Origin of the sequence: Methyloferula stellata AR4, assembly GCF_000385335.1 — a bacterium.
GTDB lineage: Bacteria > Pseudomonadota > Alphaproteobacteria > Rhizobiales > Beijerinckiaceae > Methyloferula > Methyloferula stellata.
On record NZ_ARWA01000001.1, the window covers coordinates 1,973,665 to 1,995,663 of the forward strand.

General features: G+C 59.8%; 20 protein-coding genes. 18 read left to right on the top strand and 2 right to left on the bottom strand.

Features of this window, described 5'->3' with window-relative positions; translation table 11 throughout:
• Positions 1-147 precede the first annotated feature (147 nt).
• Together A3OQ_RS0109725 and recG are read right to left on the bottom strand one after the other, a co-directional pair.
• Entirely contained in the window at positions 148-804 is a 657-nt protein-coding gene (locus tag A3OQ_RS0109725) for a hypothetical protein (protein WP_020175196.1), read from the bottom strand.
• A 22-nt stretch (positions 805-826) separates the two neighbouring features.
• The gene (gene recG / locus A3OQ_RS0109730) at positions 827-2,935 is read right to left on the bottom strand and encodes an ATP-dependent DNA helicase RecG (RefSeq protein WP_020175197.1); all 2,109 of its coding nucleotides are present in this window, start codon (positions 2,933-2,935) and stop codon (positions 827-829) included.
• A 919-nt stretch (positions 2,936-3,854) separates the two neighbouring features.
• Between recG and A3OQ_RS0109750 the strand changes: the two genes are divergently transcribed.
• The 18 genes from A3OQ_RS0109750 (at position 3,855) to A3OQ_RS0109835 (ending at position 21,868) form a co-directional block, all read left to right on the top strand.
• On the top strand, positions 3,855-4,220 hold the full coding sequence (locus A3OQ_RS0109750) for an NADH-quinone oxidoreductase subunit A (RefSeq protein WP_020175199.1): 366 nt from the start codon (positions 3,855-3,857) through the stop codon (positions 4,218-4,220).
• Complete coding sequence (locus A3OQ_RS0109755) at positions 4,211-4,744, top strand: NuoB/complex I 20 kDa subunit family protein (protein ID WP_020175200.1); 534 nt, start codon at positions 4,211-4,213, stop codon at positions 4,742-4,744. The genes A3OQ_RS0109750 and A3OQ_RS0109755 overlap by 10 nt, the downstream gene beginning before the upstream one ends.
• A gap of 134 nt (positions 4,745-4,878) precedes the next feature.
• Positions 4,879-5,505, top strand: a complete 627-nt coding sequence (locus tag A3OQ_RS0109760; RefSeq protein ID WP_026595686.1) for an NADH-quinone oxidoreductase subunit C — start codon at positions 4,879-4,881, stop codon at positions 5,503-5,505.
• A complete protein-coding gene (locus A3OQ_RS0109765) occupies positions 5,502-5,936 on the top strand; it encodes a thioesterase family protein (protein WP_020175202.1) in 435 nt (144 codons plus the stop codon). Before A3OQ_RS0109760 ends, A3OQ_RS0109765 begins: the two co-directional genes overlap by 4 nt.
• 7 nt (positions 5,937-5,943) lie before the next feature.
• The gene (locus A3OQ_RS0109770) at positions 5,944-7,134 is read left to right on the top strand and encodes an NADH-quinone oxidoreductase subunit D (protein WP_020175203.1); all 1,191 of its coding nucleotides are present in this window, start codon (positions 5,944-5,946) and stop codon (positions 7,132-7,134) included.
• Positions 7,131-7,775 carry an NADH-quinone oxidoreductase subunit NuoE gene (nuoE, locus tag A3OQ_RS0109775; protein WP_020175204.1) on the top strand — a complete coding sequence of 215 codons (645 nt, stop codon included), beginning with the start codon at positions 7,131-7,133 and terminating at the stop codon, positions 7,773-7,775. The genes A3OQ_RS0109770 and nuoE overlap by 4 nt, the downstream gene beginning before the upstream one ends.
• A gap of 1 nt (position 7,776) precedes the next feature.
• A complete protein-coding gene (gene nuoF, locus A3OQ_RS0109780; RefSeq protein WP_020175205.1) occupies positions 7,777-9,087 on the top strand; it encodes an NADH-quinone oxidoreductase subunit NuoF in 1,311 nt (436 codons plus the stop codon).
• 8 nt (positions 9,088-9,095) lie between these two features.
• Complete coding sequence (locus A3OQ_RS0109785) at positions 9,096-9,362, top strand: hypothetical protein (protein ID WP_020175206.1); 267 nt, start codon at positions 9,096-9,098, stop codon at positions 9,360-9,362.
• A 76-nt stretch (positions 9,363-9,438) separates the two neighbouring features.
• Complete coding sequence (gene nuoG / locus A3OQ_RS0109790; protein ID WP_020175207.1) at positions 9,439-11,502, top strand: NADH-quinone oxidoreductase subunit NuoG; 2,064 nt, start codon at positions 9,439-9,441, stop codon at positions 11,500-11,502.
• Positions 11,503-11,509: 7 nt separating this feature from the next.
• Positions 11,510-12,547 (top strand): NADH-quinone oxidoreductase subunit NuoH, encoded by a 1,038-nt coding sequence (gene nuoH / locus A3OQ_RS0109795; protein WP_020175208.1) that lies wholly within the window; start codon positions 11,510-11,512, stop codon positions 12,545-12,547.
• A 10-nt stretch (positions 12,548-12,557) separates the two neighbouring features.
• Positions 12,558-13,046 (top strand): NADH-quinone oxidoreductase subunit NuoI, encoded by a 489-nt coding sequence (gene nuoI, locus A3OQ_RS0109800; protein ID WP_020175209.1) that lies wholly within the window; start codon positions 12,558-12,560, stop codon positions 13,044-13,046.
• A gap of 159 nt (positions 13,047-13,205) precedes the next feature.
• On the top strand, positions 13,206-13,814 hold the full coding sequence (locus A3OQ_RS0109805; RefSeq protein ID WP_020175210.1) for an NADH-quinone oxidoreductase subunit J: 609 nt from the start codon (positions 13,206-13,208) through the stop codon (positions 13,812-13,814).
• A gap of 24 nt (positions 13,815-13,838) precedes the next feature.
• Positions 13,839-14,147: an NADH-quinone oxidoreductase subunit NuoK gene (gene nuoK / locus A3OQ_RS0109810; protein ID WP_020175211.1), complete on the top strand. Its 309-nt coding sequence runs from the start codon at positions 13,839-13,841 to the stop codon at positions 14,145-14,147.
• 5 nt (positions 14,148-14,152) lie between these two features.
• Complete coding sequence (gene nuoL, locus A3OQ_RS0109815) at positions 14,153-16,141, top strand: NADH-quinone oxidoreductase subunit L (protein WP_020175212.1); 1,989 nt, start codon at positions 14,153-14,155, stop codon at positions 16,139-16,141.
• A complete protein-coding gene (locus A3OQ_RS0109820) occupies positions 16,141-17,826 on the top strand; it encodes an NADH-quinone oxidoreductase subunit M (protein WP_020175213.1) in 1,686 nt (561 codons plus the stop codon). The genes nuoL and A3OQ_RS0109820 overlap by 1 nt, the downstream gene beginning before the upstream one ends.
• The gene (gene nuoN / locus A3OQ_RS0109825) at positions 17,823-19,259 is read left to right on the top strand and encodes an NADH-quinone oxidoreductase subunit NuoN (RefSeq protein WP_020175214.1); all 1,437 of its coding nucleotides are present in this window, start codon (positions 17,823-17,825) and stop codon (positions 19,257-19,259) included. The genes A3OQ_RS0109820 and nuoN overlap by 4 nt, the downstream gene beginning before the upstream one ends.
• A 162-nt stretch (positions 19,260-19,421) precedes the next feature.
• Positions 19,422-20,204, top strand: a complete 783-nt coding sequence (locus A3OQ_RS21925) for a biotin--[acetyl-CoA-carboxylase] ligase (protein ID WP_152428382.1) — start codon at positions 19,422-19,424, stop codon at positions 20,202-20,204.
• Positions 20,201-21,868, top strand: coding sequence for a ribonuclease J (locus tag A3OQ_RS0109835; protein ID WP_020175216.1), 1,668 nt, complete (start codon positions 20,201-20,203; stop codon positions 21,866-21,868). The genes A3OQ_RS21925 and A3OQ_RS0109835 overlap by 4 nt, the downstream gene beginning before the upstream one ends.
• The last annotated feature ends 131 nt before the right edge of the window (positions 21,869-21,999 follow it).

The following is a 21,999-nucleotide window of genomic DNA, read 5'->3' on the forward strand; positions in this document are numbered from 1 at the left end:
CGAAGCCTCGTGCTTCGAGACGGCGGCCTTCGCAGCCTCCTCAGCATGAGGGCTTCATTCAGTTCCGCTGCCAAGCCCTCATCCTGAGGAGCCCACGAAGTGGGCGTCTCGAAGGACGAGGGCGGACGATAGTGGTTTCGCAGCTGCCTACATCCTCTCGTCGCTTTGCGCTGTGCTGCGCTCGTCGCACCAATCGCCAAAGCCGCGCGCACCCTGCTTCGACATGAGAAAGACGAGGCCAGCGATGAACGTGGCGCTGGCCTGCTCCAGCCCCGGCACCTGACGCAAAAGATCGGCTGCGAGCACGGCTTCATCGGCGGGCGGCTGGTCCGGCGAAAGCTGCGCGGGCGCGGCGAAAACCGGGAGCTTCACGCGGTCGCATAAGAGCCGCAGCAGATGACCGGCCAGAATGGCGAAATAGCCGCGCTCGTAAGAGATAAAGAGCGCGAAGCGGCGCGGGTCGGCGGGCACGGCCATTTGCCCCGTTTCTTTCTCTTGGGCATTTTCGATATCGGCGAGCAAATGATATTGCCAGCTCGACGCAAATTCAGGGCTGGCGATCTTCGTATCGTTGATCGTCCAGCGCCGCCGTGCGCCGGTCTCGTTCGATGCGGCATCGGTCTCGGCGGCATCGGCGATGGGTTGTTTCATCAGAATAGCGAGCGCGCGCGAGATCTGCAGACTCTCGGCATCGCTCCATTTCGGCATCTGCGCCCAATGCGCAAGCGGCTGGCCATACTCCTCTTGGAGGAGGTGGCTCAAAGCCGCGAAGCCATGTTGAAGAAACACCTCTGTGTCGGACATTATTCATCCCGTTTAATGAGGATCAGCCTGCCCTCAGCAGCTTGATCGCCTCGTCGCGCTCGAACAGATGCAGCAAAATGCGTAGAGCCTCGCCGCGCGGGCCTTCGAGGCGCGGATTATCCTTCATGATCATCTGCGCCTCCTGCCGTGCGAGCGTGAGAAGCGCGCCATGCACCTCAAGCCGTGCAAGACGAAAGCCAGGCGTGCCGGATTGGCGTGTGCCGAGCACTTCGCCTTCGCCGCGCAGGCGCAAATCTTCCTCCGCGATGCGAAAGCCGTCCTCGGTCTCGCGCATGATTTCGATGCGGCTTTTGGCGGTCTCGCCGAGCGGGGTCTTATAGAGAAGCAGGCAGGACGACTTGCCCTTTCCGCGCCCGACACGTCCACGCAGCTGATGCAATTGCGCAAGGCCGAAGCGCTCGGCATGTTCGATCACGATAATGGTTGCCTCCGGCACATCGACGCCGACTTCGATGACCGTGGTCGCGACAAGGATCTGGATTGCGCCGCTGGCGAAGGCTTCCATCGTCTCGTCCTTGTCCTTGCCTTTCATCTTGCCGTGCAGAAGGCCGACCTTGCCGCCGAAGATCCGCTGAAGCGTGGCGAAGCGCTCCTGCGCGGCGGCGACATCGATCAGCTCGCTTTCCTCGACCAGAGGGCAGACCCAGTACGCGCGGGTGCCTTTAGCAATCGCCGCAGCAAGCCGCGCCACGACATCGCCGATCCGGTCCAAGGGCAGAGCGCGCGTTTCGATCGGCTGCCGGCCGGCGGGCTTGTCGCGTAGCACCGACACGTCCATATCGCCGAAATAAGTGAGCACCAAAGTACGGGGGATCGGCGTCGCGGTCATGACGAGAACATCGACCGCCTCGCCTTTGCGGCCGAGTGCCAAACGCTGATGCACGCCGAAACGGTGCTGCTCGTCGACGACGGCCAGGGCCAGATCGCGAAAGGCGACGGCCTCTTGGAACAAGGCGTGGGTGCCGATGAGTATATCGATCTCGCCCTCGGCCAAAGCGGCAAGCACCTTTTGGCGTGCCGTGCTTTTGTCGCGGCCGGTCAGGATCGCCAAGCGAAGCCCTGCGGCCTCGGCGAACGGGGCGATGGTCTCATAATGCTGGCGCGCCAGAATTTCGGTCGGTGCCATGAGCGCCGCCTGATGGCCCGCTTCGACCACACTTGCCATGGCGAGCAGCGCGACCAGCGTCTTGCCCGAGCCGACATCGCCTTGCAGCAGCCGCAGCATGCGTTTCGCCTCGCCGAGATCGCTTTTGATTTCGGCAAAGGCCTCGACCTGCGAGCGCGTGAGCGTGAAGGGCAGGGCCTTTTCGATTTGTGCCGCGAGCGCGCCGCTGGCTGTGTTTGCCCGGCCGGCGGTCTGGCGCATATGCGTGCGCATCATGACGAGCGCGAGCTGGTTTGCCAATAATTCGTCGAGCGCAAGACGTAGCCATGCCGGCTGTTCGAGCCCGATGGCTTCCGGCGTGGGAGGGCGATGAATCTGGGTAAGTGCGTCTTTGAAAGACGGAAAATCCGGGCTTTTCGTCACGAAGTCGGAATGCCATTCGGGCAGAGCCGGGACCTTGGTCAGTGCGGCGTCGATCGCTTTGCCGAGCATCCGCAGATGCAGGCCTTCGGTCAGCGGATAGACGGGCTCGACAGGCGGCAGTTTGGCGAGGCCGTCGGCATCGAGCACGCGGTCCGGATGGACGATCTGGCGATAGCCGTCCCAAAGTTCGAGCTTGCCCGAGATCCAGCGCGTCGCGCCAAGGGGCAGGCTTTTTTCGATCCATTGATGATTGGCCAAGAAGAAGACGAGCAGAACGTCGCCGGTCTCGTCTTCGACCAGCACTTTATAAGGCGCCTTCGAGCGTGGCGGCGGCGGCCGATGCTCGGCGACCCTGGCCTCGAACAGCACCATACGATCTGGGACGGCATCGGCGATCTTGACGCGCTGGCGCCTGTCGATCACGGCATGCGGCATATGAAACAGAAGATCGATGAGACGCGTGTCGGGCGCAGCCGCAGATGTGCGCTCGAAAAGCCGGTCGAACAGCTTGCCGGTCTTGGGGCCGATCCCGGGGAGGCCCGCGGCCGATGCGAAAAGCGGATTGAGGAGAGACGGCCGCATCGGAGCTTAAAACTGCTTTGAACCTTTGAGCATGATCCCGAATCTCGCAGCTTATTCGGCGGAGATCATGCGGCAAAATCGCGATGCCCGCGTTTGGCTGGGGAGAACGGGACGTTGATCAAACCTGCGCGATGGCGAGCGCCCATTGGGCATAGCTCAGGCTGAAGGCCGAAATTTTTTTTCTTTCGCGTAGGTTCAAAGTGAAGCTCTGCAATTGCAGGCTGCTTCGAGCAATCTGAGCAATATTCATATAGATATAATCTTCCGATTCGAAGGATCACATCGACAGAGCGAGCGCCTGATAGGCCTTATCATCCGTACTACATTTTATTATATTTATGCCGCTTTTGACGACATCTTCCTTTGCTGATCTTTGCAGTCGAGGTTGGAGAAGTCTTCTTGCCTTTGTCGCACAGCTTAGGGATCAGTCTTGAGGCTGTCACGAACTCTCCTCTAGACTGTCGCGCGAGGAGCCCAAATAGAGGCCGATTGGCCACAGACATCGGTTTTCAGGCCAAATGGGGCATCTTGCGCGTACGTGAGCTCTGCGATACGGATCGCGCCGCTTAGGACGGTTTCGCTATTGCGAAGCCTTCTTTTCGACGGGTCGGAAATTCTTGCGATCGAGACAGTCCCATCGGCTTCTCAGTGCACGGAGATCCGGTTCCGAAAGATCGGAGTTTCAGCCGGTATAAGGCCGCGCAGGCAAGAGGCCGCAGGCAGATATCGTGAGACCGCGGGCTTTTAAAATTATCGGTATTGTATATCCCGCTCAAAGGGAACATGCGTGATAGACAAAACCCGTATCTGATGACGGTTCGCCGTCGAGCCGCTCTGGTAAAGGCTGCGCATCAGATATTGGACATCAATCTTCTGACGCCCTCATCTTTGCCGAGAGCCGGGGCTAGGCCTGAACGAAATGCCTGATCTTCTCAACGATTATTTGCCGCTTGTGATTTTCATCGCGGTGGGAGGCGTCATTTCCGGGGCGCTTCTCATCGCGCCTTTTATCGTCGCGTTCAAGGCGCCGGACGCCGAGAAATTATCGGCCTATGAATGCGGCTTCAACGCCTTCGACGATGCCCGCATGAAATTCGACGTGCGCTTCTACCTGGTGTCGCTTCTCTTCATTATTTTCGATCTGGAAGTCGCCTTCTTGTTTCCCTGGGCCGTGGCCTTCCGCCAGCTCGGGGCGCTCGGCTTCTGGTCGATGATGATCTTTTTGGGCGTGCTCACGATCGGCTTCATCTACGAATGGAAGAAGGGAGCGCTCGAATGGGATTAGATCAGGCGATCCAAACCGCCGGCGGCCCCGCCGATCCCTTCTTTCTGTCGATCAACGATCAACTTGCCGACAAGGGGTTCCTCGTCACCTCGACCGAGGATCTCATCACCTGGGCGCGTACCGGCTCGCTGATGTGGATGACCTTCGGGCTCGCCTGTTGCGCCGTCGAAATGATGCAGGCGTCCATGCCGCGCTATGATATCGAGCGATTCGGCTTCGCGCCGCGCGGCTCGCCGCGGCAATCCGACGTGATGATCGTTGCCGGAACCTTGACCAATAAAATGGCGCCGGCGCTCCGCAAGGTCTACGACCAGATGCCGGAGCCCCGCTATGTCATTTCCATGGGCTCCTGTGCCAATGGCGGCGGCTATTACCACTATTCCTATTCGGTCGTGCGCGGTTGCGATCGTATCGTGCCGGTCGATATTTACGTGCCTGGCTGCCCGCCTTCGGCGGAAGCCTTGGTCTACGGCATTCTTCTTCTGCAAAAGAAGATCCGCCGCACGGGAACGATTGAACGCTAAAGCATGATCCCGAAAAGTTGCAGGACTTTTCGGACAAAGATCATGCGTAGAATGAGGAGCAGGATCCGAAAAAGTTGCAGACTTTTTGGATCAAGATCATGCGTTCAAGAAATAAGTCGAATCGAGAAGGATCGATGGATAAGAGTCTTGAGGATTTCGGCGCAGAGATCGCGGCGGCTTTGCCCGGTGCCATCGAGGATATCCTGGTGGCCTATGGCGAGCTGACCTTGACGGTCGCGCCCGAGAGGCTGATCGAGACCGCGACCTTTCTGCGCGACGATGCGTCTTGCCTCTTCGTCTCCTTCATCGATCTGACGGCGGTCGACTATCCGGTGCGTGAAAAGCGCTTCGATGTGGTGACGCATCTTCTGTCACCGAAGCACAATCTCCGCGTCCGGCTGAAAGTTCTGGCCGACGAGGCGACATCCGTGCCCTCGCTGAGCGAGCTTTATCCGGCGGCCAATTGGTTCGAACGCGAGGCCTATGACCTCTTCGGCGTGATGTTCTCGGGCCATCCGGATCTGCGCCGCATCCTCACCGATTATGCCTTCGACGGACATCCGCTGCGCAAGGATTTCCCGATGACCGGCTATGTCGAGGTGCGCTACGACGACGATCGCAAGCGCGTCGTCTACGAGCCGGTGCGCCTCAACCAGGAATACCGTTCGTTCGATTTCCTTTCGCCATGGGAGGGCGCGATCGGCTACGTGCTTCCCGGCGACGAAAAGGCCTCGCGCGATGGCGGGGAGGGCAGTAAATGAAGGATACGCTGCGCCCCGGACTGACGCATCAATTGATCTTCCCCATCACCGATACGAAAACCGTTCCGAGCCTCTATCCGGAAGCGCCGAGTTTCCGAGACATGCCGAATGTTTTCGCGACCGGTTTCATGGTCGGGCTTTTCGAATGGTCCTGCATTGAACTGCTCAAGGGTCATCTCGATGCGGGTGAGGGCAGCCTCGGCGTGCACGTTGATTTCAATCATGTCGCGGCGACACCGCCTGGGCTCACGGTAACCGTCGATGCGGTTTGCACCGGCGTTGAGGGCCGCCGCGTGAGCTTCCACGTGCGGGGGCACGACGGCATCGATCTGATTGGCGAAGGAAATCACCAACGCATGATCGTTGTGTGGGACAAGTTTACCGCCAAAGTCGCCGAAAAAGCGAAGCTGGCTGGCGCAACGGCGAACTAGGATCATCATGGAAGACAGCGCTGTTCGCAATTTTTCCATCAACTTTGGCCCGCAGCATCCGGCGGCGCATGGCGTGCTGCGCCTTGTGCTCGAACTCGACGGCGAGATCGTCGAGCGCGTCGATCCGCATATAGGGCTCCTCCATCGCGGCACCGAAAAGCTGATGGAGGCGCGCACCTATCTGCAGAACGTGCCTTATTTCGACCGGCTCGACTATGTCGCGCCGATGAATCAGGAACATGCCTTCTGCCTCGCCATCGAGAAATTGCTTGGCCTCGACGTGCCGCGCCGCGGCCAGCTTTTGCGTGTCCTGTTTTGCGAGATCGGCCGCATCCTTTCACACCTCTTGAACCTCACCACGCAGGCTTTGGATGTCGGCGCGCTGACGCCGCCGCTGTGGGGTTTCGAGGAACGCGAAAAGCTCATGGTCTTTTACGAGCGGGCGTCGGGCGCGCGGCTGCATGCGAATTATTTCAGGCCCGGCGGCGTGCATTGGGATTGTCCGCCGCAATTGATCGAAGATATCGGCGCCTGGTGCGATCCCTTTCTGAAGGTCTGCGACGATCTGCAGGACCTTTTCATCGAGAACCGCATCTTCAAGCAGCGCAATGTCGATATCGGCGTCATTAGCCTCGAAGATTGTTGGCTTCACGGCTTCTCCGGCGTCATGGTGCGCGGCTCAGGTGCCGCCTGGGATTTGCGCAAGGCCCAGCCCTATGAATGCTATGAAGAGATGGAATTCGACATTCCCGTTGGTCTCCACGGCGATAATTACGATCGTCAGGTGATCCGCATGGAGGAAATGCGGCAGTCCGTCCGGATCATGAAGCAATGCGTCGAAAAGCTGATGTCGCCGACCGGGCAGGGACCCGTCGCTTCGAAGCAAGGCAAAGTTGTTCCGCCGTCGCGCGCAGAAATGAAGCGCTCGATGGAAGCGCTCATCCATCATTTCAAGCTCTATACCGAAGGCTTCCATGTGCCTGCCGGCGAGGTCTATGCCGCGGTCGAGGCGCCCAAGGGCGAATTCGGCGTCTATCTCGTCTCCGACGGCACGGATAAGCCTTATCGCTGCAAGATCCGCGCGCCGGGATTCGCGCATCTGTCGGCGATGGATTTCCTCTGCCGCAAGATGATGCTGGCCGATGTCAGCGCGATCCTGGGCTCGCTCGATATCGTCTTCGGGGAGGTCGATCGATGAGCGTCCGCCGTCTCGCCGAAATCCAGCCGGAAAGCTTCGCTTTCACGCCCGACAATCTCGCATTCTGCGAGAAAGAGATCGCCAAATATCCGCCGGGGCGGCAGGCTTCGGCGGTGATCACTTTGCTTTGGCAGGCCCAAAAACAGAATGATTATTGGCTGCCGAAGCCGGCGATCGAAGCGGTCGCGCATATGCTCGGCATGCCGCTCATCCGCGTCCTTGAGGTTGCGACCTTCTACACGATGTTCAACCTTTCGCCCGTCGGGAAATATTACATTCAATTCTGCGGCACGACGCCTTGTGTGCTCGCCGGTGCCGACGCGATCAAGGCGGTCCTCGAAAAACGCATCGGGCCGCAGCAGCAGGTAACGTCCGACGGGGTCTTTTCCTGGCTCGAAGTGGAATGTCTCGGCGCCTGTTGCAACGCGCCCATGGTGCAGATCAACGACGATTATTACGAGGATCTGACGGCGGAGAATTTCGAGAAGCTGCTCGACGATCTCGCGGCCGGGCGCCCGGTGACGGTGGGCTCGCAGACTGGTCGCGTCTCGTCGGAGCCCGCTGGCGGGCTCACATCGCTGACCTCGCTTTATGGCGTCGATGGCCGCTCGGGTCCACAAAGCGTGAAGGACAAGGTCTAAGATGCTTGAGGACAAAGACCGCATCTTCACCAATCTCTACGGCTTCGGCGATCGCGGCCTTAAAGGCGCGCGGGCGCGCGGCGGCTGGGACAATACCAAGGGCCTGATCGACAAGGGCAAGGATTGGATCATCTCCGAGATGAAGGCCTCGGGGCTGCGCGGGCGCGGCGGCGCGGGCTTCCCGACCGGCCTCAAATGGTCCTTCATGCCCAAGGCCGACCCGGCGCGGCCGTCCTACCTCGTCGTGAACGCGGATGAATCCGAGCCCGGCACCTGCAAGGACCGCGAGATCATGCGCAATGATCCGCATCTCCTGATCGAGGGCTGTCTGCTTGCCTGCGTCGCGATGGAGGCGCATGCCTGCTACATCTATCTGCGCGGCGAATATATTCTGGAGCGCATTCACCTTCAGCAGGCCGTCGACGAAGCCTATGAGGCCAAGCTCATCGGCAAGGACAATGTCCACGGCTGGCCTTTCGACGTCTATGTCCACCATGGCGCGGGCGCTTATATTTGCGGCGAGGAAACGGCGCTGCTCGAATCGCTCGAAGGCAAGAAGGGCATGCCGCGGATGAAGCCGCCGTTCCCAGCCAATATGGGTCTCTACGGCTGCCCGACGACGGTGAATAATGTCGAGTCGATTGCCGTCGCGCCGGCCATTCTGCGACGCGGCGCAGCCTGGTTCGCGAGCTTCGGCGCCAAGAATAACGCGGGCACGAAGCTCTTCTGCATTTCCGGCCATGTGAACAAGCCGTGCAATGTCGAAGAGGCCATGTCGATTCCGTTCCGCGAATTGATCGACAAACATTGCGGTGGCATCCGCGGCGGCTGGGACAATCTTCTGGCCGTCATCCCCGGTGGCTCGTCCGTGCCGCTCGTGCCGGCGCATGAAATCGCCGACGCGCCAATGGATTTCGACACGTTGCGCAATCTCAAATCGGGTCTCGGCACGGCTGCCGTGATCGTGATGGATAAGTCGACGGATATCGTCCGCGCGATCACCCGGATCAGCTATTTCTACAAGCATGAGAGTTGCGGGCAATGCACGCCTTGCCGCGAAGGCACGGGTTGGATGTGGCGCGTCATGAGCCGCATGTCGGAAGGCCGCGCGCAGAAGCGCGAGATCGACATGCTGCTCGAAGTCACGACGCAGATCGAAGGCCATACGATCTGCGCTCTGGGCGATGCGGCGGCGTGGCCGATCCAGGGCTTGATCCGGCATTTCCGCGGCGAGATCGAAAAGCGCATCGATCAATATGCGGCCAATCCGCATTCCGAGCCGGTGGTGATCACCGGCGTGGCGGCGGAGTAGGGGTGGGAATGACGCAAGACGCCGATAATCCCATTTTGAAATCGCTGCATCAGATCGAGGGCAAGCTCGATCTGGCCGTGAAGGATTTTGCCGATCTCAAGGCGCGCGTTGCCGAGATCGGCGCGCCCAGCACGCAGGCGGAGATTCTGCTGGCCGGTACCAACAGCCGCCTTGATCTTGTCGATGAACGGCTTGCCCGCATCGCCGACAAGCTCGATCTGATTAGGCGCGATCTCGCGGCTCAGACTGGCGCCCCGCTGGAGGCTTGCAAATGAGCGCCGCGCGGAACAGACCTATTCGCATCGCTGACATGGATGGCGTATATCGGCTCATTCCAGGGGATTTCTTGCGATGACCAAGCTCATCGTCGACGACATCGAGATCGACGCTCCGCCGGAATATACGCTTCTGCAGGCTTGCGAGATGGCCGGCGTCGAGATCCCGCGCTTTTGCTATCACGAGCGTCTGTCGATCGCCGGCAATTGCCGCATGTGCCTCGTCGAGGTGAAGGGCGGCCCGCCGAAGCCCACGGCCTCCTGTGCCATGGCGGTGCGCGATCTGCGCCCCGGCCAGGACGGCGCACCGCCCGTGATTTTCACCAAATCGCCCATGGTGAAAAAGGCGCGCGAAGGCGTCATGGAATTTCTTCTCATCAATCATCCGCTCGATTGCCCGATCTGCGATCAGGGCGGCGAATGCGATTTGCAGGATCAGGCGATCGCCTTCGGTGTCGATAGCTCGCGCTATGCCGAGAACAAGCGCGCGGTCGAGGACAAATATATAGGCGTGCTGGTCAAAACCTCGATGAACCGCTGCATTCATTGCACGCGTTGCGTCAGGTTCACGGCAGAGGTCGCGGGCACGGGCGATATGGGCGCGATCGGCCGCGGCGAGGATATGGAGATTACGACCTATCTCGAAACCGCGATGAGCTCCGAATTGCAAGGCAATGTCGCGGACCTTTGCCCGGTCGGCGCGCTTTTGCCGAAGCCCTATTCCTTCAAGGCGCGGCCGTGGGAACTGACCAAGACCCAATCGGTCGATGTGATGGATGCGCAGGGCTCGGCCATTCGCATCGATACGCGTGGGCGCGAAGTGATGCGCATTCTGCCGCGCATCAATGACGCCGTGAACGAAGAATGGATTTCCGACAAGGCGCGACAGATCGTCGACGGCTTGAAGACCAGCCGCCTCGACCGCCCCTTCGTGCGCGAGAACGGCAAGCTGCGGGAAGCGACTTGGCCCAAGGCCTTCGCCGCCATCGCCGCGAAAATCAAGGCGACGGCGCGCGACAAGATCGGCGCCATCGCCGGCGATCTCTGCGCCGTCGAAGAGATGTTCGCCTTAAAGCTTTTGATGCAAAGCCTGGGCGTGGCCTCCGTCGATGGTCGTCAGGACGGCGCGAAGCTTCATCCGAAATGGGGCCGCGCCAGCTATATTTTCAATCCGACGATCCAAGGCATCGATCAATCTGACGGTTTGATGATCATCGGAGCCAATCCGCGCCGCGAAGCGCCCGTGCTCAATGCCCGCATCCGCAAGCGCTGGCTCAAGGGCGGCTTCAAGATCGGCGTCATCGGCGAGCAGGCCGATCTCACCTATGATTACGCCTATCTCGGCGCCGGGCCTGAAACGCTCGCGAGTTTTGCCGAGCATCCGCCGGCCAAGATGGAAAAGCCGATGTTCCTCATCGGCCAGGGCGCGCTTGCGCGGGGAGACGGCGCGGCCATTCTCGCTCTCGCTTTGAAGGCGGCAACTTCGCTCGGCGTGATCAGGGACGGCTGGAACGGGTTCGGTGTGCTGCATACGGCGGCCGCGCGGGTGGGCGCGCTCGACCTCGGCCTCGTTCCGGGCGAAAGCGGCCTTGATGCGGCGGCCATGGTAAAGCAAGGCGCTGTTGAGGTTCTCTTCAATCTCGGCGCCGATGAAATCGACATCGCGCCAGGTGCTTTCGTGATTTATCAAGGCACGCATGGGGATCGGGGTGCTTCCCGCGCGGATGTCATTTTGCCCGGCGCGACTTACACCGAAAAATCGGGCCATTACGTCAATACGGAAGGCCGCGTTCAATTGGCCGATCGCGCCAATTTCCCGCCGGGCGATGCGCGTGAGGATTGGGCGATTTTGCGGGCGCTATCCGATGTGCTTGGCGCGAAACTGCCTTTCGATTCTTTGACAGCCCTGCGGGCAAAGCTTTATGCGGATTATCCGCATTTCGCCAAGCTCGAGCAAATCGTGCCGGCCGATGCGGGCGCGCTTTCCGCACTGGATACGGGCGGCATAGTGCCCGGCAGGGAGCCTTTCGTCTCGCCGATCGGCGATTATTTCCTGACGAACCCGATCGCGCGGGCCTCCGCGGTGATGGCGCAATGCTCGGCGCTGGCGCTGGCCCGCCTGCAGCAGGCGGCGGAGTGAGAGTGCGATGATGGATCAGCTTGTCGCCTTTCTCACGAACCCGATCGTTCTCGCGCTGATTAAGAGCGTCGTGCTGCTTGTCGCGCTCTTGATCTTCGTTGCCTATATTCTTTACGCGGATCGCAAGATCTGGGCGGCGGTGCAATTGCGCCGCGGCCCCAATGTCGTCGGACCCTGGGGCATCTGGCAGAGCTTCGCCGACATGCTCAAATTCGTCTTCAAGGAGCCGGTCGTGCCGGCGGGCTCCAACAAGGGCGTGTTTTTGCTGGCGCCCTTTGTCATGGGCCTTCTGTCGCTCGCCGCCTGGGCCGTGATCCCCATCGACGACGGCTGGGCCGTCGCCAATATCAATGTGGGCATCCTTTATATTTTCGCGATCTCGTCGCTTGGCGTCTATGGCATCATCATGGGTGGCTGGGCGTCGAATTCGAAATATCCGTTCCTGTCGGCCCTGCGCTCGGCGGCGCAGATGGTGTCTTATGAAGTCTCGATCGGCTTCGTCATCATCACGGTTCTGCTCTGCGTGGGCTCCTTGAACCTCAGCGATATCGTGCACGCGCAAGATACAAGGCTCGGGCTCTTCGGCTGGTATTGGCTGCCTCTGTTCCCGATGTTCGTGATCTTCTTCATTTCGGCCTTGGCGGAGACGAACAGGCCGCCCTTCGATCTGGTCGAAGCCGAGTCCGAGCTTGTCGCGGGCTTCATGGTCGAATATTCCTCGACGCCTTACATGCTGTTCATGCTGGCCGAATATGTGGCGATCATGACCATGTGCGCCATGACGACGATCCTCTTTCTCGGCGGCTGGCTGTCTCCCATTCCATTTCCGCCGTTTACCTGGATTCCCGGCGTGATCTGGTTCGTTTTGAAAGTTTCGCTTGTCTTCTTCATGTTCGCCATGGTGAAAGCTTTCGTTCCGAGGTACCGCTACGATCAATTGATGCGGCTCGGCTGGAAGGTCTTTCTCCCGATCTCTCTTGTCATGGTCGTCCTCGTCGCCTGCGTCTTGCAGCTTGGCGGCTGGGGCGGTGCCATGGCGCATTAAAGGTCAGTTCATGAGACTTGATACAGCTGCCAAAGCTCTGTTTCTGAAGGAATTCGTCGGCGCCTTCGCGCTGTCGATGCGTTATTTCTTCAAGCCGAAAGCGACGCTCAATTATCCGCATGAGAAAAACCCGCAATCGCCGCGTTATCGCGGCGAACATGCTTTGCGCCGTTATCCCAACGGCGAAGAGCGCTGTATCGCCTGCAAGCTCTGCGAGGCGATCTGCCCGGCTCAGGCGATCACGATCGAGGCGGGGCCGCGCCGCAATGACGGCACGCGGCGAACGACGCGCTACGATATCGACATGGTGAAATGCATCTATTGCGGCTTTTGCCAGGAGGCCTGTCCGGTCGATGCGATCGTCGAGGGGCCGAATGCGGAATTCGCGGTCGAGACGCGCGAAGAACTCTATTACGACAAGAATAAATTGCTCGACAATGGCGCGCGCTGGGAGCGCGAAATTGCCCGCAATATCGCGCTCGATGCGCCCTATAGGTGAGCGCATGAATTTGGACCGGCACTTCCCTCATCCTGAGGAGCGTCCTGTAAGGACGCGTCTCGAAGGATGGGCCATAGTCTCGCGTTTCTGCCCATCCTTCGAGACGGTGCCTTCGGCACCTCCTCAGGATGAGGGGGGTGTTGTGGAAGGGCAGTGTCTATGACGGTCGCCGTCTTTTTCTTTTATCTCTTTTCGGCCGTCATGATCGCCTCGGCTTTCATGGTGATCTCGGCGCGCAATCCGGTTCACTCGGTTCTGTTTTTGATCTTGGCCTTCGTCAATGCGGCCGGGCTTTTTCTGATGCTCGGCGCCGAGTTCCTGGCGATGATCCTGATCGTCGTCTATGTCGGCGCGGTGGCGGTTTTATTCCTCTTCGTCATCATGATGCTCGACGTGGATTTCGCCGAGTTGAAGCAAGGCTTCCTGCAATATCTGCCGGTCGGCATGTTGATCGGCGTCGGCGTGATGATCGAACTTTTTCTTGTCGTCGGAACCTGGGTGGTCGGCCCGTCGTCGATCGCCAGTGCGACGACGAAGGTTACGCCCGGTGTTTCGAATACTTTGGCGCTCGGGCGCGTCATCTATACGCAATATGTCTATTTGTTCGAAGCCTCGGGCCTCATTCTGTTGACCGCGATGGTCGGCGCGATCGTCTTGACGCTCCGCCATAAGGAAGGCGTCAAGCGGCAGGTGATCGCGGACCAGAACGCGCGCAACTCGGCGAATGCCATCGAGGTGCGCAAGGTCGCCTCGGGACGTGGAATTTGAGCACGATGGGGCGGGGGCCAAAGAATGACCATTGAACTCAATCATTATCTCGTCGTCGCGGCGATCATGTTCACGCTCGGCGTCGCCGGCATTATCTTGAACCGCAAGAACATCATCATCATCCTGATGTCGGTCGAGCTGATCCTGCTCTCGGTCAACATCAACCTCGTCGCCTTTTCAGCTTTCTTGAGCGATCTCACCGGCCAGGTCTTCGCGCTTTTCATCCTGACGGTCGCGGCGGCGGAGGCGGCCATCGGTCTTGCCATTCTCGTCACCTATTACCGCAACCGCGGCTCGATCGCGGTTGAGGACATCAACATGATGAAAGGGTGAGGGACGTGTATTTCGCGATCGTCTTTCTTCCGCTCGCCGGTTTTCTGATCGCAGGCCTTTTCGGCCGCCAGATCGGCGCGCGCGCGTCCGAAATTATCACGACGAGCTTTTTGTTCGGCGCGGCCTTCCTGTCGTGGATCGCCTTCTCGCAAGTGGCGCTCGGCTCGACTCCCGCGAGCGTGCCGGTCATCGGCACTTGGTTCAACGTCGGTGCTTTGCAGGTCGATTGGGCGTTACGGATCGATTCGCTGACGGTGGTGATGCTGATCGTCGTCAACACGGTCTCCGCGCTCGTGCATCTCTATTCGATCGGCTATATGCACGAAGATCCGGCGCGGCCGCGTTTCTTTGCCTATCTCTCGCTCTTCACCTTCGCCATGCTGATGCTGGTGACGGCCGATAATCTCGTGCAGATGTTCTTCGGCTGGGAGGGCGTCGGCCTCGCCTCTTATCTCTTGATCGGCTTCTGGTATCAGAAGCCTTCCGCCAATGCGGCGGCGATCAAGGCCTTCGTCGTCAACAGAGTTGGCGATTTCGGTTTCGCGATCGGCATTTTCCTCGTTTTCTATATCACCAATTCCGTCGCCTTCGATCCGATCTTCGCCGCGGCGCCCGGTCTCGCGCATAAGACGATCCATGTCTTTTCGCACGACGTCGATGCGATGACCATCACCTGCCTCTTCCTGTTCATGGGCGCCATGGGCAAGTCGGCGCAATTCCTGCTCCACACCTGGCTGCCGGATGCCATGGAGGGCCCGACGCCCGTCTCGGCGCTGATCCATGCCGCGACCATGGTGACAGCCGGCGTTTTCATGGTGGCGCGTCTGTCGCCGCTCTTCGAACAGGCGCCCGTCGCTCTGTCCTTTGTCACGATCATCGGCGGTACGACCGCCTTCTTCGCCGCGACCGTCGGTCTCGTGCAAAACGACATCAAGCGCGTCATCGCCTATTCGACCTGCTCGCAGCTTGGCTACATGTTCGTCGGCCTCGGCGTCGGCGGTTATGACCTCGGCATTTTCCATCTCTTCACGCATGCCTTTTTCAAAGCGCTGCTCTTCCTGAGCGCGGGCTCGGTCATCAACGCGATGCATCATGAGCAGGACATGCGTAAGATGGGCGGTCTCGCCAAAAAGATTCCTTTCACCTTCTGGATGATGGTGATCGGCACTTTGGCGCTCACCGGCTTTCCGTTGACGGCGGGTTTCTTTTCGAAAGATGCGATCATCGAAGCCGCCTTCGCCTCCGGTCGCTTCGGGTCCTTCTATGCCTTCCTGCTCATTGACTTCGCGGCGGGGCTGACGTCGTTTTATTCCTGGCGTCTTATCTTCATGACCTTTTACGGGCCGGCGCATTGGGACCATCACGGCGTTGATCACCATGACGAACATGCGGCGCACGATGAGGCTCACGGTCACGCGCACACCTTCGTGCCGCATGAATCGCCTGCGGTCATGCTGATCCCGCTTGCGGTTCTGGCCTTCGGTTCGATCTTCGCGGGGCTTGCCTTCGGCGGCTTCTTCATCGGCGAGGGCCAAGCGGACTTCTGGAAGGGCGCGCTCTTCTACGCATCCGACAATCACATCCTGCACGAGATGCATACGATCCCGGCCTTCGTCTCCTATTCGCCGTTCTGGATGATGTGCGGCGGTTTCCTCGTCGCACTCTATGTCTATATCTTGAGGCCGGGCACCGCTGCGAATTGGGCGGCGGCTAATCCGGCTCTCTATAAGTTCCTGCTCAACAAGTGGTATTTCGACGAGCTTTATGACCTGATCTTCGTGCGGCCGGCCTTTTGGCTCGGGCGGCTCTTCTGGAAGGGCGGCGACGGCGCGATCATCGACGGGCTGGGCCCGGACGGCGTCTCGGCGCGCGTCATCGATATCACGCATCGCGTCGTGAAATTGCAGACGGGCTATATCTATCACTACGCTTTCGCCATGCTGATCGGCGTCGCCGCGCTCATGACCTATTATCTCTTCGGGGGCATTCGCTGATGTTCGGCTTTGGCCTCCTATCCGGGCTTATCTTCCTGCCGCTCGCCGGCGCGGCTTTCATCTTCGCGTTGCAAGGCGATGACGAGCCGACGCGGCAGAATGCCCGCTATGCAGCTTTGTTCACCACGCTGATCACCTTCGTTCTGTCGCTGATCGTCTGGAGCAAATTCGATCCGTCCTCATCGGCCTTCCAGCTTCTCGAAGAGAAAAGCTGGTTCGGCGCGGGCCTCGTCTACAAGCTTGGCGTCGACGGCATGTCCTTGCCCTTCGTCCTGCTCACAACCTTCCTGATGCCGATCTGCATTCTCGCGTCGTGGAAGTCGATCACCTATCGCGTCAAGGAATATATGATCGCGTTTCTGGTGCTAGAGACCTTGATGATCGGGGTCTTCTGCGCGCTCGATCTTCTGCTCTTCTATGTCTTCTTCGAAGGCGGCCTCATTCCGATGTTTCTCATCATCGGCATTTGGGGCGGCAAAAGACGCGTCTACGCGAGCTTCAAATTCTTCCTCTATACGCTCGCCGGCTCGTTGCTCATGCTGCTCGCCGTCATGGCCATGTATGGCTTTGCCGGCACGACCGACATGACCGTGCTGTTAAAGACGCATTTCCCAGCCCATATGCAAACCTGGCTGTGGCTTGCCTTCTTCGCCTCCTTCGCGGTGAAAATGCCGATGTGGCCGGTCCACACCTGGCTGCCCGACGCGCATGTGGAGGCGCCGACGGCGGGCTCGGTCATTCTTGCCGGCATTCTCCTGAAGATGGGCGGTTATGGTTTCATCCGTTTCTCGCTGCCGATGTTCCCCGACGCCTCGGTCTATTTTGCGCCGCTGGTTTTCGCGCTGTCCGTGATCGCGATCATTTACACCTCGCTCGTCGCGCTGGTGCAGGAGGATATGAAGAAGCTCATCGCTTATTCCTCCGTCGCGCATATGGGCTTCGTCACAATGGGCCTTTTCGCCATGACGGAGCAGGGCGTGCAAGGCGCCATCTTCCAGATGATCTCGCATGGGCTCGTTTCCGGCGCGCTCTTCCTCTGCGTCGGCGTCGTCTACGACCGCATGCACACGCGCGAAATCTCAGCCTATGGCGGCCTTGCCGAACGCATGCCGCTTTATGCCGTGGCTTTCATGGTCTTCACCATGGCCAATATCGGCCTGCCGGGTACGTCCGGATTCATCGGCGAATTTCTGACCATGATCGGCACGTTCAAGGTAAACAGCTGGGTCGTGCTTTTCGCCACGACGGGCGTCATTTTCTCGGCGGCCTATGCGCTCTTTCTCTATCGCCGCATCATTTTCGGCGTACTCGACAAGCCGAGTCTGAAGGACATACTCGACCTGTCCGGCCGCGAAATCGTGCTGCTCGCGCCATTGCTGGCGCTGACGCTTTATTACGGCATTCACCCGGGGCCCATTCTCGACAGCAGTGCGGCCTCCGTGCAAGCCATGATCAAGACGTTCGACGAATCGACGAAGGTCAAGGCCGCGGCGGCAGAAGGTCGCCAGCCTCTACAAGTTCAGAGCCCTCATCCTGAGGAGCTTGCGCAGCAAGCGTCTCGAAGGATGGGTGAGCTTCACGAGGCGCCAGCTCAACCCTTCGAGACGGCTGCAATGCGATCTCGCTGTTGCGATAGATCGCCAGCGATGCAGCCTCCTCAGGGTGAGGGGAGAAAAGTCCCATGAATGCCCTGCCGTTCGCCGTCGCGCATGCCTTGCCGGAAATCATCCTCGCCGTCGGCGCGCTTTTACTGATCCTGATCGGCGCGTTCCGTGGCCGGGACTCGGATGGCCCGATGACGGAGCTCGCCGTCGGCCTCATCGGGTTGGCAATCCTCGCGATCCTGCTCAGTACCAGGACGGGGACTGCCGTTGTCTTCGACGGCGCCTTCGTCGACGATCCATTCGGCCGCTTCATGAAGATTCTGACTTTGCTCGGCGCACTCATCTCGCTGTTCATGGGCCAGGACTATATGGCGCGCGCCAAGATCGACAAATTCGAGTTTCCGATCCTCATCATCCTCTCGACCCTCGGCGCGCTGATGCTGATCTCGGCGACGGGGCTCATCGCGCTTTATCTCGGTCTTGAGCTGATGTCGCTGGCGCTTTACGTCATCGCGGCCTTCCATCGCGACAATGTCAAAGCCTCGGAAGCGGGCCTCAAATATTTCGTTTTGGGTGCGCTTTCCTCCGGCATGCTGCTCTATGGCGCTTCGCTTCTCTATGGTTTCGCGGGCACCGTATCTTTCGCTGGCATTGCGGACGCGGTCGGCGGCAAGGCTTCGCTTGGCGTCATTTTCGGCCTCGTCTTCCTGATGGCGGGGCTCGCCTTCAAAATGTCGACGGCGCCGTTCCATATGTGGACGCCGGACGTCTATGAAGGCGCGCCGACGCCGGTGACCGCCTTCTTCGCCTCTGCTCCGAAAATGGCGGCGATCGCGGTGACGATCCGCGTTGTCATCACCGCCTTCCCGGGCATTACGACGCAATGGCAGCAGATCATCACCTTCATCTCGCTGCTATCCATGGCCATCGGCTCCTTCGCCGCAATCGGGCAGACGAACATCAAGCGACTGATGGCCTATTCCTCCATCGGGCACATGGGCTTTGCGCTCGTCGGCCTCGCAGCGGGCACACCGACAGGCGTGCAGGGCGTGCTCTGCTATATGGGAATTTACCTCATCATGACGCTCGGCACTTTCGCGGCCATTCTGTCGATGCGCGTGAAGGGCGAGAGCGTGGAGCAGATTAGCGATCTCTCAGGCCTTGCGCGGACCAATGGTCCGATGGCGTTTTTTCTCGCATTGATGATGTTTTCTCTCGCGGGCATTCCGCCGCTCGCGGGCTTTTTCGCGAAATGGTATGTGTTTAACAGTGCGATCCAGGCTGGGCTTTATCCTCTGGCCGTGATCGGCGTTCTCTTGAGCACGGTTGCAGCCTATTATTACCTGCGGATCGTCAAGATCATGTATTTTGACGATCCGGTGGTGACTTTCGATCGTGCGGCACCATCTTTGCGTATCGTGCTTGCAGCCTGCGGGATTTTGGTGCTCTTCTTATTCGCCTATCCGGCCGCTTTCGTGGAGGCCGCCGCGGCGGCAGCCAAATCCTTGTTCTGAACTTGGATCGAAAGCATCCAGGTTGAACGGTGGCAGCGCGTCAAGTCTTTGTTTTAACGCATGATCTTGTCCGAAAAGTCAGCAGCTTTTCAAACATCATGCACAAGGTGGTTCGACCCGTTGCATCTCGCCAAATCGGCTCTCGCCCAAGCTTATCGCCTGATGCATCATGCAGAGCTTGGCTCGACCAATGACGAAGCTTTAAGCATAGCTGCCGCCGGAGATGCAGGCCGCCTTTGGATTGTCGCCGATGAACAGACAAAGGGCAGGGGCCGCCATGGCCGCCAATGGTCTTCGCCGCCCGGCAATCTTTATGCGAGCCTGCTGCTGATCGACGCGGCGCCGGCCCATAAGGCTCCGGAACTCGGCTTCGTCGCGGGCGTCGCGCTTTTCCACGCGTTGCGGGGTGTCCTCGGAAGCGATCCGCTCCTTTGCATCAAATGGCCGAACGATATTCTGTATGCCGGAGCCAAGCTCGCCGGCATTCTGCTTGAAAGCACGCAATTGACGGGCGGCAGGTTTGCTTGCGTGATCGGCATAGGTGTCAATTGCTGCTCGCATCCTGCGCCCGCTCTCTATCCTGCGACGGATCTCGCTGAAATTGGCACCTTACTCAGCCATCGCGAAGATGTGTTGCTGCGCCTGTCTGAATGTTTCGTGCATTGGCTCGGCATTTGGGATCGGGGCCGCAATTTTGATGCGATCCGCGCCGAATGGTTGAACCATGCGGGCGGGATCGGTATGCGCATTTCCGTTTCGACGCCGTCCGGCCCGCGCGACGGTATTTTCGAGACGATCGACGCGAGCGGGCGGCTGATTTTGAATGTCGATGGTGAGATGCTGAACCTTGAAGCGGGAGATGTGTTTTTGAGCGCTCCGCCGATCGGCGCCTTGGCCGGTGTGCAGAGCGCCGCGCCGCAACCTTTTCGTGAGGAGCACCGATGAGCGCGGGAGCGGATGAACTCGTCTTCGTGCCGCTCGGCGGGCTGGGCGAAATCGGCATGAACATGGCCCTTTACGGGTTCGGGCCAAAACAAAGCCGCAAATGGATCATGGTCGATTGCGGCATCGGCTTTGCCGGTCCCGAGCAGGCAGGCATCGACCTCATCGTGCCGGATACGCGCTTCGTCGAGAAGATCAGGCCGAACCTTTTGGGGCTCATCATCACCCACGCGCATGAGGATCATATCGGCGCCGTCGCCGATCTCTGGTCGAGCTTCAAATGCAGGCTCTATGCGACGCCTTTCGCGGCAGGCCTTCTCAAGATGAAAAAGCTTTCGGAGCCGGGCGCGCCGGAAGTGCCGATCGATATCGTCATGCAAGGCGCGAAAATCTCGCTGGAGCCTTTTTCCATCGAGTTCATCCCCGTCGCGCATTCCATCCCCGAGGCCTGCGCGCTGGCGATCCGCACGCCCGCGGGCACCGTCCTGCACACGGGCGATTGGAAGATCGATGTGGACCCGGGCCTGGGCAAAGTCACCGATTCCAAGCGTCTTTCCGCCATAGGCGATGAAGGCGTTTTGGCGCTTATTTGCGATTCCACCAATATATTGCGCGAGGGCATCAGCCCGTCCGAGGGCGAGGTTGCGAAAACCTTGCGCGAGATCATCGTCGCTTCGACGGGCCGCGTCGTTGTCTCGACCTTCGCGTCGAATGTGGCGCGTATGCGCGCCGTGGCGCTCGCCGCCATGGCAGCGGAACGCGACGTCGTTTTGGTCGGCCGCTCGATGGATCGCGTTGCGACGGTCGCGCGCGAATGCGGCTATCTCGACGGCATCCCGGAATTCCTCTCGATGGAGGCCTTTCCGCATATGCCGCGGGACAAGGTCGTGGTGCTTGCGACGGGCAGCCAGGGCGAGAGGCGCGCGGCACTCGCCCGCATTTCCGAAAACGATCATCCGGTGGCTTTGAACCCCGGCGACCGCGTGATTTTCTCGTCGCGCACGATCCCCGGCAACGAGCGGGAAGTCGGCCGGATCATCAATAATTTCATCCGCCAGGATGTGGAAGTGATCACCGACCGCTCGGCGCTCATCCATGCGTCCGGCCACCCGCGCCGCGGCGAGGTCGCGCAATTCTACGATTGGATTCGTCCGACAATCGCGGTGCCCGCGCATGGCGAGGAGATCCATCTTGCCGAACATGCGCGATTTGCTGCCTCGCGCGGCGTGCCGCATGTCGTCAAGGCGCGCAATGGCGATGTGGTCTTGCTGTCGCCCGGCGAGCCGGGCGTCATCGACGAGGTGCCGCATGGGCGGCTTTATAAGGATGGCAACGCGCTTTTGCCATCGGATGACGAGAGCATCCACATGCGCCAGAAGCTCGCTTTCGCGGGCATTGTCACGATCGCGCTCGCGCTCAACGACAAGGGCGATCTCGTCGGGCTGCCGGATGTCGTCTTCGCTGGCCTGCCGATGAAAACGCGTGGCGGCGCGGCAATCGATGCATTGATCGACGAGACTATGTTTCAGACGCTCGACTCTCTGCCGCGTCAGAAGCGCCGCGATGCGGATATTGTTTCAAGCGCGATCGAAAAGGCCGTCCGCAACGTGGTCGGCAACGTGTGGGGCAAGAAACCCACCGTGCATGTGCTGGTGGTCGAGGTTTAGAGGCGCAAGCTTCCCTCTCCCCTTGCGGGAGAGGGTGGTTGGCGGAGCCAACCGGGTGAGGGGTGACATCGCCAGCCCACACGGCCGACGTCTTTTGCTGTCACCCCTGAATGATTGTGCGACCCCTCATC

Bases quoted from the DNA above. Each gene is read 5' to 3' on its own strand.
- A3OQ_RS0109765 (WP_020175202.1), top strand. From the start codon at position 5,502: ATGAAGGATACGCTGCGCCCCGGACTGACGCATCAATTGATCTTCCCC.
- recG (WP_020175197.1), bottom strand. From the start codon at position 2,935: ATGCGGCCGTCTCTCCTCAATCCGCTTTTCGCATCGGCCGCGGGCCTC.
- nuoI (WP_020175209.1), top strand. From the start codon at position 12,558: ATGAGACTTGATACAGCTGCCAAAGCTCTGTTTCTGAAGGAATTCGTC.
- A3OQ_RS0109835 (WP_020175216.1), top strand. From the start codon at position 20,201: ATGAGCGCGGGAGCGGATGAACTCGTCTTCGTGCCGCTCGGCGGGCTG.
- nuoK (WP_020175211.1), top strand. From the start codon at position 13,839: ATGACCATTGAACTCAATCATTATCTCGTCGTCGCGGCGATCATGTTC.
- nuoE (WP_020175204.1), top strand. From the start codon at position 7,131: ATGAGCGTCCGCCGTCTCGCCGAAATCCAGCCGGAAAGCTTCGCTTTC.
- A3OQ_RS0109770 (WP_020175203.1), top strand. From the start codon at position 5,944: ATGGAAGACAGCGCTGTTCGCAATTTTTCCATCAACTTTGGCCCGCAG.
- A3OQ_RS0109760 (WP_026595686.1), top strand. From the start codon at position 4,879: ATGGATAAGAGTCTTGAGGATTTCGGCGCAGAGATCGCGGCGGCTTTG.
- A3OQ_RS0109785 (WP_020175206.1), top strand. From the start codon at position 9,096: ATGACGCAAGACGCCGATAATCCCATTTTGAAATCGCTGCATCAGATC.
- nuoF (WP_020175205.1), top strand. From the start codon at position 7,777: ATGCTTGAGGACAAAGACCGCATCTTCACCAATCTCTACGGCTTCGGC.
- A3OQ_RS0109725 (WP_020175196.1), bottom strand. From the start codon at position 804: ATGTCCGACACAGAGGTGTTTCTTCAACATGGCTTCGCGGCTTTGAGC.
- A3OQ_RS0109805 (WP_020175210.1), top strand. From the start codon at position 13,206: ATGACGGTCGCCGTCTTTTTCTTTTATCTCTTTTCGGCCGTCATGATC.
- nuoN (WP_020175214.1), top strand. From the start codon at position 17,823: ATGAATGCCCTGCCGTTCGCCGTCGCGCATGCCTTGCCGGAAATCATC.
- A3OQ_RS0109755 (WP_020175200.1), top strand. From the start codon at position 4,211: ATGGGATTAGATCAGGCGATCCAAACCGCCGGCGGCCCCGCCGATCCC.
- A3OQ_RS0109820 (WP_020175213.1), top strand. From the start codon at position 16,141: ATGTTCGGCTTTGGCCTCCTATCCGGGCTTATCTTCCTGCCGCTCGCC.
- A3OQ_RS21925 (WP_152428382.1), top strand. From the start codon at position 19,422: ATGCATCATGCAGAGCTTGGCTCGACCAATGACGAAGCTTTAAGCATA.
- A3OQ_RS0109750 (WP_020175199.1), top strand. From the start codon at position 3,855: ATGCCTGATCTTCTCAACGATTATTTGCCGCTTGTGATTTTCATCGCG.
- nuoG (WP_020175207.1), top strand. From the start codon at position 9,439: ATGACCAAGCTCATCGTCGACGACATCGAGATCGACGCTCCGCCGGAA.
- nuoH (WP_020175208.1), top strand. From the start codon at position 11,510: ATGATGGATCAGCTTGTCGCCTTTCTCACGAACCCGATCGTTCTCGCG.